Origin of the sequence: Verrucosispora sp. NA02020, assembly GCF_013364215.1 — a bacterium.
GTDB lineage: Bacteria > Actinomycetota > Actinomycetes > Mycobacteriales > Micromonosporaceae > Micromonospora.
Window position 1 is genome coordinate 6,220,893 of the sequence record NZ_CP054923.1, and the last position, 14,825, is coordinate 6,235,717.

Annotated in this window: 13 protein-coding genes; 9 read left to right on the top strand and 4 right to left on the bottom strand. The window is 70.4% G+C overall.

Features of this window, described 5'->3' with window-relative positions:
* Nucleotides 1-23 precede the first annotated feature (23 nt).
* From cysC to galT, 3 genes are all read left to right on the top strand, one after another.
* Nucleotides 24-1,553 carry an adenylyl-sulfate kinase gene (cysC, locus tag HUT12_RS27725; protein WP_176095191.1) on the top strand — a complete coding sequence of 510 codons (1,530 nt, stop codon included), beginning with the start codon at nt 24-26 and terminating at the stop codon, nt 1,551-1,553.
* Between the two features lie 92 nt (nt 1,554-1,645).
* Nucleotides 1,646-2,434 carry a DeoR/GlpR family DNA-binding transcription regulator gene (locus HUT12_RS27730; RefSeq protein ID WP_131053881.1) on the top strand — a complete coding sequence of 263 codons (789 nt, stop codon included), beginning with the start codon at nt 1,646-1,648 and terminating at the stop codon, nt 2,432-2,434.
* Nucleotides 2,431-3,507 (top strand): galactose-1-phosphate uridylyltransferase, encoded by a 1,077-nt coding sequence (gene galT / locus HUT12_RS27735; RefSeq protein ID WP_131053882.1) that lies wholly within the window; start codon nt 2,431-2,433, stop codon nt 3,505-3,507. The genes HUT12_RS27730 and galT overlap by 4 nt, the downstream gene beginning before the upstream one ends.
* A 364-nt stretch (nt 3,508-3,871) precedes the next feature.
* Here galT and HUT12_RS27740 read toward each other — a convergent pair whose 3' ends face one another.
* Both HUT12_RS27740 and HUT12_RS27745 read right to left on the bottom strand, forming a co-directional pair.
* The gene (locus HUT12_RS27740) at nt 3,872-5,089 is read right to left on the bottom strand and encodes an NADP-dependent isocitrate dehydrogenase (protein WP_131053261.1); all 1,218 of its coding nucleotides are present in this window, start codon (nt 5,087-5,089) and stop codon (nt 3,872-3,874) included.
* Between the two features lie 165 nt (nt 5,090-5,254).
* Entirely contained in the window at nt 5,255-5,653 is a 399-nt protein-coding gene (locus HUT12_RS27745) for a VOC family protein (protein ID WP_131053262.1), read from the bottom strand.
* 82 nt (nt 5,654-5,735) lie between these two features.
* On the opposite strand from HUT12_RS27745, the gene HUT12_RS27750 reads away from it, so the two are divergent.
* Complete coding sequence (locus HUT12_RS27750) at nt 5,736-6,503, top strand: TetR/AcrR family transcriptional regulator (RefSeq protein ID WP_236145737.1); 768 nt, start codon at nt 5,736-5,738, stop codon at nt 6,501-6,503.
* A gap of 124 nt (nt 6,504-6,627) precedes the next feature.
* On the opposite strand, the gene HUT12_RS27755 is transcribed toward HUT12_RS27750, so the two are convergent.
* The gene (locus HUT12_RS27755; RefSeq protein ID WP_131053264.1) at nt 6,628-7,578 is read right to left on the bottom strand and encodes a malate dehydrogenase; all 951 of its coding nucleotides are present in this window, start codon (nt 7,576-7,578) and stop codon (nt 6,628-6,630) included.
* A 99-nt stretch (nt 7,579-7,677) separates the two neighbouring features.
* Complete coding sequence (locus HUT12_RS27760) at nt 7,678-8,538, bottom strand: bifunctional methylenetetrahydrofolate dehydrogenase/methenyltetrahydrofolate cyclohydrolase (RefSeq protein ID WP_176095192.1); 861 nt, start codon at nt 8,536-8,538, stop codon at nt 7,678-7,680.
* A 433-nt stretch (nt 8,539-8,971) separates the two neighbouring features.
* Here HUT12_RS27760 and HUT12_RS27765 point away from each other — a divergent pair, with 433 nt between their 5' ends.
* The 5 genes from HUT12_RS27765 (at nt 8,972) to HUT12_RS27785 (ending at nt 14,750) form a co-directional block, all read left to right on the top strand.
* Nucleotides 8,972-10,573 carry an ABC transporter substrate-binding protein gene (locus HUT12_RS27765; RefSeq protein WP_176095193.1) on the top strand — a complete coding sequence of 534 codons (1,602 nt, stop codon included), beginning with the start codon at nt 8,972-8,974 and terminating at the stop codon, nt 10,571-10,573.
* A gap of 75 nt (nt 10,574-10,648) precedes the next feature.
* Nucleotides 10,649-11,587 carry an ABC transporter permease gene (locus tag HUT12_RS27770; RefSeq protein ID WP_176095194.1) on the top strand — a complete coding sequence of 313 codons (939 nt, stop codon included), beginning with the start codon at nt 10,649-10,651 and terminating at the stop codon, nt 11,585-11,587.
* A 160-nt stretch (nt 11,588-11,747) separates the two neighbouring features.
* On the top strand, nt 11,748-12,704 hold the full coding sequence (locus HUT12_RS27775) for an ABC transporter permease (RefSeq protein WP_176095195.1): 957 nt from the start codon (nt 11,748-11,750) through the stop codon (nt 12,702-12,704).
* Nucleotides 12,705-12,709: 5 nt separating this feature from the next.
* Nucleotides 12,710-13,741: an ABC transporter ATP-binding protein gene (locus tag HUT12_RS27780; protein ID WP_176095196.1), complete on the top strand. Its 1,032-nt coding sequence runs from the start codon at nt 12,710-12,712 to the stop codon at nt 13,739-13,741.
* A complete protein-coding gene (locus HUT12_RS27785) occupies nt 13,725-14,750 on the top strand; it encodes an ABC transporter ATP-binding protein (RefSeq protein WP_131053270.1) in 1,026 nt (341 codons plus the stop codon). Before HUT12_RS27780 ends, HUT12_RS27785 begins: the two co-directional genes overlap by 17 nt.
* Nucleotides 14,751-14,825: the final 75 nt, after the last annotated feature.

Below are 14,825 nucleotides of genomic sequence, written 5' to 3' on the forward strand. Positions count from 1 at the left end.
CGGTCGCCGGAGTTGGGGGTCTGATGAGCAACGGCTGGGTGCTGCCCGACGAGGTGCTGCGGGACGCGCCGACGTACACGCCGCGTCCCGGCGAGCTCGCGGATCTGGAGTTGTTGCTCACTGGTGCGTACGCGCCGCTGACCGGCTTCATGACCCGGGCCGACCTGGTCTCCGTCAGCCGCCGTGGTCGGCTCGTCGACGGCGCACCGTGGCCGGTCGCGGTGACCCTCCAGGTGCCCACGACGCTGGTCCAGGGGCTCGACCTGCACGATCCGGAGCGCCGCACGCTGGTGCTCGCCGACGGTGAGGGAGCGCCGGTGGCGGCGCTGGAGGTGGCCGACGCCTGGCAGGTCCGTGACGGCGTGGCCGGCGTCGGCGGCACGGTCCGCCGGCTCGGCGACGGCGGGCAGGGCCCGTTCCAGCGGCTGCGCCGCCCGCCCGAGGAGATCCGGGCCATGCTGCCGCCCGGCCGGGTGCTCGGTGTGGTCGCCGACCGGCCGCTGCACCGCCCGCAACTGGCCCAGATCGCGCACGCCGTCCGGACACTCAGCGCCCACCTGTTGATCATGATTCCGGTGGGCGAGGAGGGCACCGGGGGCATGCCGCCGGAGGCGCTGGTGCGCGGCGTCTTCGCCGCCCGCGACCGGATGCCGCCGGCCACCCTGGTCGCGGTGCCGTTCTCCCGGCGGCGGGACGAGATCAGCGACGCCCTGCTGCGGGCCCGGGTGTCCGCCGCGTACGGCGTCACCCACCTGCTCTCCACCGGTGAGATGCTCTCCGGCGCCGGGCTGCGGGTGCTGGTGCCCCGGGAGCTCGCGTACGACAACCGCGACGGCCAGTGGCGCTGGCGCGAGGACATCCCGCCGCGCAACCGCCGGTTGGCGCTGACCCAGTCCGAGGTCGACGATCTGCTGGACCGGGGTTTCCCGTTGCCCGAGTGGCACACCCCGCCCGCGGTGGCGAAGGAGTTGACGCGGGCCCGGCCACCCCGGCGGCACCGTGGGCTGGTGGTCTTCCTCACCGGGCTCTCCGGTTCGGGCAAGTCGACGGTCGCCCGGGGGCTCGCCGACACGCTGCGCGAGCAGGGCGAGCGTACGGTGACGCTGCTCGACGGCGACGTGGTGCGCCGCGAGCTGACCGCCGGGCTGGGCTTCAGCAGGGCCGACCGGGACACCAACGTGCGCCGGATCGGCTGGGTGGCCGCCGAGATCGCCCGGCACCGGGGCATCGCCATCTGCTGCCCGATCGCCCCGTACGCCCAGGCCCGGGCGACCGCCCGGGAGATGGCCACGGCGGCGGGCGCCGGTTTCGTCCTGGTGCACGTGGCCACGCCGTTGGAGGTGTGCGAGCAGCGCGACCGCAAGGGCCTGTACGCGCGGGCGCGGGCAGGTCTGCTCACCGGCATGACCGGCATCGACGACCCGTACGAGGAACCGACCGACGCCGACCTGGTGCTCGACACGACGGATCTCGCGGTGGAGAACGCCGTGCACGCGGTCCTGCACCAGCTCACCGAGACCGGCTGGGTCGAGCCGCCGCGTCCCGCGCTCTGACCCGGGGATCGTCCCTTCCGGGAGGTTGCCGACCCGCGCTATGTTTGCCCATGTTCGAAGATGTTCGTTGACGTGGGGCGCGGAGGGTGCCGATGCTCGCCCAACAACGCCAGGCGGCGATCCTGGACCGGGTCCGGGCGACCGGCGGGGTCCGCGTCGGTGAGCTGGCCGTCGAGTTCGGTGTCTCCGACATGACCATCCGGCGCGACCTGGACCTGCTGCACGAGCGCGGCCTGCTGGCCAAGGTACACGGCGGGGCCACCGTCGCCGGCTCCACAGACGAGCCCGGCTTCCAGGCCAAGTCGGTGCGCCAACAGGTCGAGAAGGCCGCCATCGCGGCCCGCGCGGCACGACTCGTGCACCCCGGCGCGGCGATCGCGCTCTCCGCCGGCACCACCACCGCCGAGTTGGCCCGACGACTGGTCGACGTGCCGTCCCTGACCGTGGTGACCAACTCGCTGCCGGTCGCCGACATCCTGCACGACCAGGGCCGGGACGACCAGACGGTGGTGCTCACCGGCGGCGTGCGGACGCCGTCGGACGCGCTGGTCGGACCGCTGGCCGTGGCGGCCGTCCGGTCCCTGCACCTGGACCTGCTCTTCCTCGGCGTCCACGGGGTCACCGACCGGGCCGGTTTCACCACGCCGAACCTGATGGAGGCGGAGACCAACCGCGCCCTGGTGGCCGCCGCCGATCGGCTCGTGGTGCTCGCCGACCACACCAAGTGGGGCACGGTCGGCCTCTCCGCCATCGCCCCGTTGTCGGACGCGCACGTGCTGGTCACCGACGACCGGCTGGCTCCGGAGGCCCGCCGGCTGCTCGCCGACCGGGTCGGTGAGCTGCTCGTGGTGCCGGCGACCGGACCAGGAGGGCCGCGATGAGGCGTACCGCGATCAGGCTGGCCGACGGCCGCGAACTGATCTACTTCGACGAACGGGACGACGGCGTCCGGGACCATCCGGACCGGCGCGACCTGCCCCCTCCCCCACCCGCCTCCCAGCTCCGCTACGACCCGCTCACCGACGAGTGGGTGGCGCTGGCGGTGCACCGGCAGACGCGCATCTTCCTGCCGTCGGCCGACCAGTGCCCGCTCTGTCCCTCGACCGACGAGTGGTCCAGCGAGATCCCGGCGCCCGACTACGACGTGGCGGTCTTCGAGAACCGCTTCCCGGCCCTGAGCGGCAACGTGGTCGACGAGCCCACCGAGATGACGCCGTTCACGGCGGTCCGGCCCGGGCAGGGGCGCTGCGAGGTGGTCTGTTTCACCGACGACCACCATGGCTCCTTCGCCGGCCTACCGCCGCGCCGGGTCCGTACCGTGCTCGACGCGCTGGCCGACCGGACCGCCGCGCTGGGCGAGTTGCCTGGAGTGGAGCAGGTGTTCTGCTTCGAGAACCGGGGGGTGGAGATCGGCGTGACCCTGCACCACCCGCACGGGCAGATCTACGCGTTCCCGTTCGTCACGCCGCGTACCCGGTCGCTGTTGGGCGCGGCCCGCCGGCACGCGGAGCGCACCGGAGGCCGGAACCTCTACGCCGACGTGCTCGCCGCCGAACGTGCGGCCGGCGAGCGGGTGGTCGCCGCCAACGACCACTGGACGGCGTACGTCCCGGCCGCTGCCCGCTGGCCGTTCGAGGTGCACCTCGCCCCGCACCGGCCGGTGCCCGACATCCCGGCGTTGGATGAGGCCGAGCGGGACGCCTTCGGCCCGCTCTACCTGGACCTGCTGCGCCGCTTCGACGGCCTGTTCGACGCGCCGATGCCGTACATCGCCGCCTGGCACCAGGCGCCGGTACGCGTGGACCGCGAGCTGGGTCACCTGCATCTGCAACTGTTCAGCGTGAAGCGGGCCGCGGACAAGTTGAAGTACCTGGCCGGTACGGAGTCCGCGATGGGCGTGTTCAGCAACGACATCGCCCCCGAGCAGGCCGCCGCCCGGCTCCGCGCCGTCTGAGTCGACCGCGACGTGCGCGGGACCTGCTGCGGTGACGCGTCGGGGCGGAGAGCAGGGCGCGGGGGGCCCGGGACAGGGCCCCCCGCGGGGAAGGGACGGCTGGCTGTCGGTGACAGCCGAGGAAGGCTGGCTGCTGGGCACGCGTGCCGCGCGGCGGCGACGGTCAACCTTCCAGGACGGGACTGGCATCTCGTCCACCCTGGTCAACGAGGCGCGCCGGAGCGGGTGACGCCGCACGGCGTGTCCGCCCGCGCCGCGCCGCCGGAGCCCGCTAGCCCGCCACCGGCGACCGTCGGCGAGCCCGCCGCAGAGAGCCGCGAGCCCACCGGCGGTCGGCCGGCGGGCTCGCGGATACGGACGGAACTCAGGCGGCCAGGCGGCGGGCCAGGTTCTCGTCGAGCGTGTTCATGAACTCGTCGGTGGTCTGCCACGGGGCGTCCCGCGAGATGAGCAGCGCGAGGTCCTTGGTCATCTGCCCGCTCTCGACCGTGGAGACGATGACCTCCTCCAGGGTGTTGGCGAACTCGGTGACCGCCGGGGTGCCGTCCAGCTTGCCCCGGTGGGCCAGGCCCCGGGTCCAGGCGTAGATCGAGGCGATCGGGTTGGTGGAGGTCTTCTCGCCCTTCTGCCACTGCCGGTAGTGCCGGGTGACGGTGCCGTGCGCGGCCTCGGCCTCGACGGTGCGGCCGTCGGGCGAGAGCAGCACGGAGGTCATCAGACCGAGCGAGCCGAAGCCCTGCGCGACGGTGTCCGACTGCACGTCACCGTCGTAGTTCTTGCACGCCCAGACGTAGCCGCCCTCCCACTTGAGCGCGGCGGCGACCATGTCGTCGATGAGCCGGTGCTCGTAGGTGAGGCCGGCGGCGTCGAACTCCGCCTTGAACTCGTTCTCGAACACCTCGGCGAAGATGTCCTTGAACCGGCCGTCGTACGCCTTGAGGATCGTGTTCTTGGTGGACATGTAGACCGGGTAGCCGCGGTCCAGGCCGTAGCGGAACGAGGCCCGCGCGAAGTCCCGGATCGAGTCGTCGTAGTTGTACATGCCCATGGCGATACCGCCGCCCGGGAAGTTGGCGATCTCCATCTCGACCGGGTCCGACCCGTCGGCCGGGGTGTAGGTGATGGTGACCGTACCCGGGCCGGGGACCACGAAGTCGGTGGCGCGGTACTGGTCGCCGTGGGCGTGCCGGCCGATGATGATCGGCTTGGTCCAGCCCGGGACGAGCCGCGGCACGTTGGACATGATGATCGGCTCGCGGAAGACGACGCCGCCGAGGATGTTGCGGATGGTGCCGTTCGGCGACCGCCACATCTTCTTCAGCCCGAACTCCTCCACCCGGGCCTCGTCCGGGGTGATCGTGGCGCACTTGACGCCGACGCCGTGCTCCTTGATGGCGTTCGCGGCGTCGACGGTCACCTGGTCGTCGGTGGCGTCACGGTGCTGGATCGACAGGTCGTAGTAGTGCAGGTCGACGTCGAGGTAGGGCAGGATCAGCTGTTCGCGGATCTGCTTCCAGATGATCCGGGTCATCTCGTCGCCGTCGAGCTCCACGACCGGGTTGTTTACCTTGATCTTCGCCATCGGCCGGCGCTCCTCTCAGGGGACACATGCTCAAGCAGTACGAGCGTACTGGATCCGCCCCGAGCGGAAACATCGCGGCCACCCGTTCGCCGACGGGCAGGTGCCGGACGCGGCCTCCGGGCCCGACGGGAGTTACCCCGCCAGACCCGGCGCATGCGCGGTGGATCAGTCGGCCTGCTCGGTGCCGTGCAGCCACTGGACCACCTGCAGGATCACCCCGTTGGGGTCGGTGACCTGGAAGAACCGCTCCCCCCAGGGCTCGGTCTGCAACTCGGTGACGATCGGCACACCGGCGGCCTGGAGGCGGGCGTACTCGGTGTCGATGTCGTCCACCACGAAGACGACGAGCAGGCCCTCGGCCCGCTGATCCTTCAGGCTCGGGGGCTGGAGGCTGGCCAGGCCCGTACGCAGGAAGATCAGGTTGAAGCCGACCCCGTCCCGGGCCAGCGAGACGAACCCGTCGGCCGACATCTCCTCCCGGAACCCGAAGTGCTGCTTGACGAACTCGGCCGACGTCGTCACGTCCTCGACGTTGAGCGAGATGGCCGAACCGGTGATCTGCATGCGCTCTCCCACCTTGCGGAAACTTACTCCGTACATTGTACATCGTACTGCGTACAGAGATTTGGCCTGCAAAGATCGGAGAGTGCCCGACCATCACACCGGAGGCGGCGATCCCGCCCACACGCTGCGCCTGCTCTGGCGGCAGCCCGACGCCGACCCCCCGCGCCGCGGCCCCCGCCAGGGCCGCTCGTTGGACGAGATCGTGATGGCCGCCATCGCGCTGGCCGACGCCGAGGGGCTGGACGCGGTGACCATGCGAGCGCTCGCCCAGGCCGTCGGCGTGGCACCGATGACCCTCTACACGTACGTGCCGGGCAAGGCCGAGCTGCTCGACCTGATGTTGGACGCGATCTATGCGGACATGCCCCGGCCGGACCTCTCCGACCAGCCGTGGCGGGTGCGGGTGGCGGCGCTCGCGCAGGACAACCGGGAGCTCTTCACCGCCCACCCCTGGGCCGCCGAGGTCGCCACCGGTCGCCCGCCGCTGGGGCCGGGCCTGATGGCCAAGTACGAGCACGAGCTGCGCGCCTTCGACGACACCGGCCTGGACGACGTCACCCGGGACGCCGCGTTGACCTTCGTCCTCGACTTCGTCCGGGCCGCGGCCCGCTCGGCGGCCGAGGCGCGCTCCGCTCGACAGCAGAGCGCCTGGACCGACGAGCAGTGGTGGACAGCGAACGCCCCCCTCCTGGCCCAGGTCCTCGACGAACAGCAATACCCCACCGCCGTACGCGTCGGCGCCGCCGCCGGCACCGCCCAGAACGCCGCCTACCACCCCGACCACGCCTACACGTTCGGCCTGACCCGCATCCTGGACGCCCTGACCACCCTCATCGACCAGTCGAGTTGATCAAGAAGTTTGCATTGCCGAAGAGCGATTCGGAGACGCAAACTTCTTGATCAACCCGGGGGTGGAGACAGCGCAGCGCCCCACGACCGGGAGAGGGCGTGGGGCGCTGGGTGGAAGGTCGGGGTTACATGTTGACGACGTCGGCCTGCTTGGCGCGGACGGCCTCGGCGGCCTCCTTGAGGCTGGCCAGCTCGTCGGCGTCCAGGTCGGTCTCGACCACCCGCTTGACGCCCTCGGCGCCGATCGCCGCCTCCACGCCCAGGTAGACACCGGAGATGCCGTACTCGCCGTCGACCCAGGCGCAGACCGGCATGACCTCGCCGGAGTCCTCGGCGACGGCCTTGGCCATCCGCGCCGCGGCGGCCGACGGGGCGTAGTACGCCGAACCGGTCTTGAGCAGGGCGACCACCTCGGCCCCACCGTTACGGGTGCGGACGACCAGGTCCTCGATCTGCTCGGCCGGCATCACCTCACGCAGCGGCTTGCCGTTCACGCTGCTCTGCGACGGCACCGGGACCATGGTGTCGCCGTGCGACCCCAGGGTCAGCGTCTTCACCGACTTCACCGGTACCTCCAGCGCCTCGGCGACGAAGTTGGAGAACCGGGCGGTGTCGAGCATGCCGGCCTGGCCGAGCACCCGGTTACGCGGGAACTGGGTGGCGATCTGGGCCAGCGCGGTCATCTCGTCCAGCGGGTTGGAGACCACGATGACGACGGCGTTCGGGGCGTACTTGGCGACGTTCTCGGCGACCTGGCGCACGATCTTCGCGTTGGTCTCCAGCAGGTCCATCCGGCTCATGCCCGGCTTGCGCGGCAGGCCGGCGGTGATGACGACGACGTCGGAGCCCTCGATGCCCTCGTAACCCTCGCCGGTCGGGCTGGTGGTGACGCCGACGACCTTGGTCTCGAAACCCTCGACCGCACGGGACTGGTTGAGGTCGAGGGCGATGCCCGCGGGCTTGCCCTCGATGATGTCGGTGATCACGACGGTGTCGAAGACGTCGTACTCGGCCAGGCGCTGCGCGGTGGTGGAGCCGTAGAATCCGGCGCCGACGACAGTGACCTTCTTACCCATGGTCGTCCCACTCCCTGCTACCAGTCGGTTTTCCGGACGGTATCAGCCATCCTGGCACCGGGCAGGGCAGGGGCGGACGGTTATGGGCCTTCCGTCACCTCAGCCGCGTTCGGCCCGCTCGACCACGTTGGTCAGCAGCATGGCGCGGGTCATCGGACCGACCCCGCCGGGCATCGGCACCACCTTGCCTGCCACCTCGAAGACCTCCGGGTCCACGTCGCCGGTGTAGCGACCCTTGCCGTCGGAGCCGATCACCCGGGTGATGCCCACGTCGACCACGACCGCGCCCGGGGTGACCATCTCGGCGGTGAGCAGGCCGGGTACGCCGGCCGCGACGATGACGATGTCGGCGGCACGGGTGTGTGCGGCGAGGTCGAGGGTGCCGGTGTGGCAGAGCGTCACGGTGGCGTTCTCGCTGCGCCGGGTCAGCAGCAGCCCGAGCGGACGCCCGACGGTGTTGCCCCGGCCCACCACCGCGACGTTGGCGCCGCGCAGCGGCACCTCGTGCCGACGGAGCAGTTCCACGATGCCGCGCGGGGTGCACGGCAGCGGCGCGTCGTAGCCGAGCACCAGCCGACCCAGGTTGACCGGGTGCAGGCCGTCGGCGTCCTTGTCCGGGTCGATCAGTTCGAGCACCCGCTGGGTGTCCAGGTGTGCCGGCAGCGGCAGCTGGACGATGTAGCCGTGGCATGCCGGGTCGGCGTTGAGCTCCGCCACGGCCTGGTCGACCTGCTCCTGGGTCGCGTCGGCCGGCAGCTCCCGCCGCAGCGAGGCGATGCCCACCTCGGCGCAGTCGCGGTGCTTGCCGTTGACGTACGCCTGGGAACCGGGGTCGCTGCCGACCAGGACCGTGCCCAGCCCCGGCACGGTCCCCCGTTCCGCCAGGGCCTTGACCCGCGTCCGCAGCTCGTCCTTGATCTCCGCCGCAGTCGCCTTGCCGTCCAGAAGCGTCGCCGTCACGACCTGATCGTCTCACGCCCACCACCGTCGCCTCCCCCGACCTGGCGGGCCGACGACGCGGACCACGAAACTACTTTCCGTAAGGTGTCGTTCCTCACTCGGAGTGACGGCTTGTGCCGCCGGCCACGACGGCTCCGGACAACGGGCGCACGAACACCCGCAACCCGACGATCGATTCGTCCGGCCCCGAGAAGGCGTCGACCACTGCGTCACGCCCCTCAACCGTCGCAAGCATCCGCGCGCCGCCGACGCTTTGGGCGGTTCGACTTAGCACGCCGACAAGCCCTCGCCAACCTGTACGCCCTCGTTCTGTTACCCCTTCGAGACCGGCACGTTGCCGAGTCCCGGTGCACGACCTACCGTTGCCCAGCGTTGCGCAGAGTCACCTCAATGTCGGGCTCAATAGCGCAGCGTAATGAGATGAGGAGGCTCAATGCGCGTTCGTAGGCTCGCCGCCTGGACCGCCCTCCCGCTCGCGGTGACCCTGGGCCTGGTGGCCTGCGGCTCGGGCGGCAGCGGTTCCGGTGAGAGCGACCCCAACGCGGCCGTGCGGATCGAGATCGCCGAGCCGCAGCACCTGGTGCCGACCAACACCAACGAGACGAGCGGTTCCCAGGTGCTCGCCGCCCTGTTCAGCCCGCTCGTCGACTACGACGAGGCCCACAAGCCGTACGCGGTGGCGGCCGAGTCGATCACGTCCGAGGACAACACCACCTGGACGATCACGCTGAAGGACGGCTACACGTTCCACAACGGCGAGGACGTCACCGCCGACAACTACATCGACGCCTGGAACTACGGCGCGTACGCCCCGAACGGGCAGAACTCCAGCTACTTCTTCGAGAAGATCGCCGGGTACGACGACCTCCAGGGCGAGGACCCGAAGGCCACCACGCTCAGCGGGCTGAAGAAGGTCGACGACGACACCTTCACCGTCACGCTGTCCCAGCCGTACAGCGAGTTCACCGCGATGCTCGGGTACACCGCCTTCTACCCGCTGCCGGAGGCCGCGTTCTCCGCTCCCGGCGAGCTGGCCGAGGGGTACGAGCAGGCGCCGATCGGTCAGGGTCCGTTCAAGATGAAGGGCACCTGGCAGCACGACGCCAAGGTCGAGGTCGAGCGCTACGACGCCTTCCCCGGCGAGCAGCCGAAGGTGGCCGGCGTCGAGTTCCGGATCTACCAGCAGCTCACCGCCGCGTACGCGGACGTGCTGTCGGACAACCTCGACGTGATCAAGACCATCCCGACCGAGAATCTCTCCACCGCCGCCACCGACCTGGGTGACCGGTTCCAGCAGAGTCCCGCGTCGTCGCTGCACTTCCTGGCCTTCCCCACCTTCCAGGAGGAGTACAGCAACCCGGACGTCCGCAAGGCCATCTCGATGGCGATCGACCGTGAGGAGATCACCCGGTCGATCTTCAAGGACTCGCAGCAGCCGGCCCGCTCGTTCGTCTCCCCGGTGGTCGCCGGCTACCGGGAGAACACGGTCGGCTCACCGGGCGAGTTCGACCCGATCAAGGCCAGGGCGCTGTACGAGGCCGCAGGCGGGCCGTCGCAGATCACCCTGTCGTACAACGGCGACGGTGGGCACAAGGACTGGATCGACGCCACCTGCAACCAGCTCAAGGCCAACCTGGGTGTGGACTGCGTCGGCAACGCCGAGCCGAAGTTCGCCGACCTGCTCACCAAGGTCAAGGCCAAGCAGCCGGTCGGCCTGTTCCGGATGGGCTGGATCATGGACTACCCGTCCATGGAGAACTACCTGGGCCCGCTCTACAGCTCGAACGGTTCGTCGAACTACTACGGCTACCGCAACCCGGAGTTCGACAAGCTGCTCGCCGAGGGCGCCAGCGCCCCCAGCGAGGACGAGGCGATCGAGAAGTACCAGGCGGCCGAGGACCTGCTGGCCGAGGAGATGCCGGTGGTGCCGCTGCGCTTCGGGCAGAACAACTTCGGTCACTCGACCAAGGTGAAGAACGTGGAGATGGACCTCTTCGACCGGGTCGACCTGATCCAGATCGAGGCCGTCTCGTAACGACCACGGGCGCGGGTCGGGTCGAGGTGACCCGACCCGCCACGGGGTTCGCCCTTTTTGGGGAGACTGCCTAGTATGTTCCGCTTCATCGTGCGGCGCCTGCTTCAGATGGTCCTGGCCTTCTTCGGCACCACGCTGATCGTCTACGCGCTGATGTTCGCCGGCCAGGGCGACCCGATCCAGGCGCTCGCCGGTGAACGTCCGGTGACCGAGGCCCAACGGGCCTACCTCACCGAGAAGTACCACCTCGACGCGACCGGGGTCGGCGGCTTCTTCTACCGCTACGTCGACTACCTCTCCAACCTGCTCCGTGGCGACCTCGGCGAATCGCTCACCGGCCGGTCGATCGGCGACATCCTCGCCACCGCCTGGCCGGTCACCATCAAACTGGCGCTGATCGCTCTCGCGGTCGCCGTGATCTTCGGAGTCACCGCGGGCGTCCTCGCCGGCATCCGACGGGCCAGCATCTTCGACAACGCCACGCTGCTGCTGACGCTGCTGGTGCTCGGCATCCCGACCATCGTGCTCGCGCCGCTCGCGCAGTACTTCCTCGGCGTCCGGTGGCAGGTCTTCCCACCCACCGCCGGTGCCGACCCCGACTTCCGCTCCCTGCTGCTGCCCGGGATCGTGCTCGGCTCGCTCTCGCTGGCCACCGCGCTGCGGCTGACCCGTACCTCGGTGGCCGAGAACCTGCGCGCCGACTACGTGCGTACCGCCCGCTCCAAGGGCCTGCCGAACCGGCGGGTGGTCAGCGTGCACGTGCTGCGCAACTCGCTCATCCCGGTGATCACCTTCCTCGGCGTCGAGGTGGGCAACCTGATGAGCGGCGCGATCATCACCGAGGGCGTGTTCAACATCCCCGGCGTCGGCTTCAACCTGTTCCGCGGCATCCGCACCGAGGACGGCCCGCTGGTGGTGGGCATCGTCAGCGTGCTCGTCGTGGTCTACCTGGTCTCCAACCTGGTGGTGGACATCCTGTACGCCGTCCTGGACCCGAGGATCCGCTATGTGTGAGCGCAGCGAGGGGGCGGCATGAGTGAGCGCAGCGAACGAATCGGCCAGCGCAGCGGAAATGCCGGCACTGAGCGCAGCGAAGGGACGGCATGAGTGAGCGCCAGCGAACGAATCATCAGCTCAGCGGAAATGCCGGCACCGAGCGCAGCGAGGGGACGGCATGAGTGACTTCGAGACCGTCGCGGCGACGGAGAACCAGGCCGCGCGACGGGGGCCGTCGGGTGAGCCGGGCGCGCCGGATCAGGTCGGCCGTCCCCGCAAGCCGCGCAGCCTGGCCGGGGACGCCTGGCGCGACCTGCGCCGCAAGCCGATCTTCTGGATCAGCTTGTTCCTGGTGCTGCTGGTGGCCGCGATGGCCGCCGCGCCCGGGCTCTTCACCGGCAACGATCCGGGCGACTGCGTGCTGTCCCGGCAGCACGCCGCCCCGTCCGGCGGGGCGATCTTCGGGTACGACTTCCAGGGCTGCGACACGTACGCCCGCGCGGTCTACGGCGCCCGCGCGTCCCTGCTGGTCGGCGCCCTCTCGGCGCTGCTCACCGGGGTGATCGCGTTGGTCGTCGGGATGCTCGCCGGCTACTTCGGCGGCTGGGTCGACGCGGTGCTCTCCCGGGTGATCGACATCGTGCTCGGCATCCCCCTGCTGCTGGCCGCGATCGTGCTGCTCAAGCGGGTCGCCAGCGACAGCGCCACGGTACGCGTCGGTGCCGTCATCTTCGTGCTCGCGGTGCTCGGCTGGACCACCGCCGCCCGGGTGGTCCGCTCGTCGGTGATCACCGCTCGGGAGCAGGACTACGTGTCCGCCGCCCGGATGCTGGGCGCCGGCAACGGCCGGATCATGTGGCGGCACATCCTGCCGAACGCGCTCGCCCCGGCGATCGTGGTGCTGACCATCGCGCTCGGTTCGTTCATCGCCGCCGAGGCGACACTCTCGTTCCTCGGCATCGGCCTGCGGGAGCCCACCATCTCCTGGGGCATCGACATCAACAACGGTCGGGTGCACATGCGGGAGTCGGCGACACCGCTGGTCGTCCCGTCGACGTTCCTGGCCCTGACCGTACTGGCGTTCATCATGCTGGGCGACGCCATCCGCGACGCGTTCGACCCGAAGCTGCGGTGACCGACATGACCACGACGCCACCGACCCCGGCCACCCCCACCCCGCCCGGCGGCCACCTGCTCCAGGTACGGGACCTGCACATCGAGTTCCGCACCGGCGAGGGGGTGGCCAAGGTGATCAACGGGGTCAGCTACCACCTGGATCCGGGCGAGACCCTGGCGGTGCTGGGCGAGTCGGGCTCCGGGAAGTCCGTCACCGCGCAGGCGGTGATGGGCATCCTGGACAGCCCACCGGCGCACGTCAGCTCCGGACAGATCCTCTATCAGGGGCGCGACCTGCTCACCCTGCCCAAGGAGCAACGCCGGCAGGTGCGGGGCAAGGAGATCGCGATGATCTTCCAGGACGCCCTCTCCGCGTTGAACCCGGTCTTCCCGGTCGGTTGGCAGATCGGTGAGACGCTGCGCCAGCGGCTCGGCATGTCCCGGGCCGACGCCCGTCGCCGCGCGGTGGAGTTGATGGACCTGGTGCAGATCCCGGCCGCCGACGCACGTCTGGGCGACTATCCGCACCAGTTCTCCGGCGGTATGCGCCAGCGCGTGATGATCGCGATGGCGCTGGCCATGGAACCGAAGGTGCTCATCGCCGACGAACCGACCACCGCGCTCGACGTCACCGTGCAGGCGCAGATCATGGACCTCCTCGCCGACCTGCGGCGGGACCTGGACATGGCGATGATCCTGATCACCCACGACCTGGGCGTGGTCGCCGACGTGGCCGACCGGATCGCCGTCATGTACGCGGGCCGCATCGTCGAGCACGCCGACGTGCGGTCGCTGTACCGGGCACCTGCCCACCCGTACACCAAGGGGCTGCTGGCGTCGATCCCGCGCCTGGACCAGCGCGGCGGGCGGCTCTCCACCATCCGGGGCCTGCCGCCGAACCTGATGCGCATCCCCAGCGGCTGTCCCTTCCATCCCCGATGCCCGTACGCGCAGCAGGTCTGTGTGGACGAGGTACCGCACGACCTGGTCCTCGGCGACGGCCGGACCAGTGCGTGCCACTTCGCGCAGGAGGTACGTGATGACCGCGCCGACTGAGCCCACCACCGTGCGCGGCGAGACGCTCCTCGACGTCGACGACGTGGTCAAGCACTTCCCGATCACGCAGGGGGTGCTGTTCCAGAAGAAGGTCGGCGCGGTGAAGGCCGTCGACGGGGTGAGCTTCCAGCTCCGCCGGGGCGAGACGCTGGGCATCGTCGGCGAGTCCGGCTGCGGCAAGTCCACCCTGGCCCGGCTGCTGATGCGGCTGGAACGCCCGACCGCCGGGCGGGCCACCCTGGCCGGGCAGGACCTCTTCGCCGCCTCCGGCGCCCGGCTGCGCCGGATCCGCCGGAACATGCAGATGGTCATGCAGGACCCGTACACCTCGCTGAACCCGAGGATGACCGTCGGCGACATCATCGGCGAGCCGTTCGAGATCCACCCCGAGGCGGCCCCGAAGGGCAGTCGCGACCGGCGGGTGCAGGAGCTGCTCGACGTGGTCGGGCTGAACCCGGAACACGTCAACCGCTACCCGCACCAGTTCTCCGGCGGTCAGCGGCAGCGCATCGGCATCGCCCGGGCACTCGCGCTGCGGCCCGAGGTGATCGTCTGCGACGAGCCGGTCTCCGCGCTGGACGTCTCCATCCAGGCCCAGGTGATCAACCTGTTGGAGCAACTCCAGGACGAGTTGGGGCTGTCGTACATCTTCATCGCGCACGACCTGTCCGTGGTGCGGCACATCTCGGACCGGATCGCGGTGATGTACCTGGGCCGCATCGTGGAGATCGGCACCGAGGACGAGATCTACCAGCGCGCCACCCACCCGTACACACAGGCACTGCTCTCGGCCGCGCCGGTGCCGGACCCGGACGCCCGGGAGCATCGGACGGTGATCCGGTTGCACGGTGACGTGCCGAGCCCGGCCGACCCGCCGAGCGGCTGCCACTTCCGGACCCGCTGCTGGAAGGCCCAGGAGATCTGCGCCGTCGAGGATCCGCAGGCGGTGCCACGGGCCGCCGACCCGCACCCGTCCGCCTGTCATTTCGCCGAGCTGCGATCGGTGTAAGGAAGGGTCCCCTGCTAACGCCTGGTGTATAGCAGGGGACCCTTCCTAACATCACAGCCGCAAGCGCACACGGCG

Excerpts from the sequence above, each read along its gene's own strand:
- HUT12_RS27765 (WP_176095193.1), top strand. The coding sequence starts at position 8,972 with ATGCGCGTTCGTAGGCTCGCCGCCTGGACCGCCCTCCCGCTCGCGGTG.
- HUT12_RS27745 (WP_131053262.1), bottom strand. The coding sequence starts at position 5,653 with ATGCAGATCACCGGTTCGGCCATCTCGCTCAACGTCGAGGACGTGACG.
- HUT12_RS27740 (WP_131053261.1), bottom strand. The coding sequence starts at position 5,089 with ATGGCGAAGATCAAGGTAAACAACCCGGTCGTGGAGCTCGACGGCGAC.
- cysC (WP_176095191.1), top strand. The coding sequence starts at position 24 with ATGAGCAACGGCTGGGTGCTGCCCGACGAGGTGCTGCGGGACGCGCCG.
- galT (WP_131053882.1), top strand. The coding sequence starts at position 2,431 with ATGAGGCGTACCGCGATCAGGCTGGCCGACGGCCGCGAACTGATCTAC.
- HUT12_RS27770 (WP_176095194.1), top strand. The coding sequence starts at position 10,649 with ATGTTCCGCTTCATCGTGCGGCGCCTGCTTCAGATGGTCCTGGCCTTC.
- HUT12_RS27730 (WP_131053881.1), top strand. The coding sequence starts at position 1,646 with ATGCTCGCCCAACAACGCCAGGCGGCGATCCTGGACCGGGTCCGGGCG.
- HUT12_RS27755 (WP_131053264.1), bottom strand. The coding sequence starts at position 7,578 with ATGGGTAAGAAGGTCACTGTCGTCGGCGCCGGATTCTACGGCTCCACC.
- HUT12_RS27775 (WP_176095195.1), top strand. The coding sequence starts at position 11,748 with ATGAGTGACTTCGAGACCGTCGCGGCGACGGAGAACCAGGCCGCGCGA.
- HUT12_RS27780 (WP_176095196.1), top strand. The coding sequence starts at position 12,710 with ATGACCACGACGCCACCGACCCCGGCCACCCCCACCCCGCCCGGCGGC.
- HUT12_RS27785 (WP_131053270.1), top strand. The coding sequence starts at position 13,725 with ATGACCGCGCCGACTGAGCCCACCACCGTGCGCGGCGAGACGCTCCTC.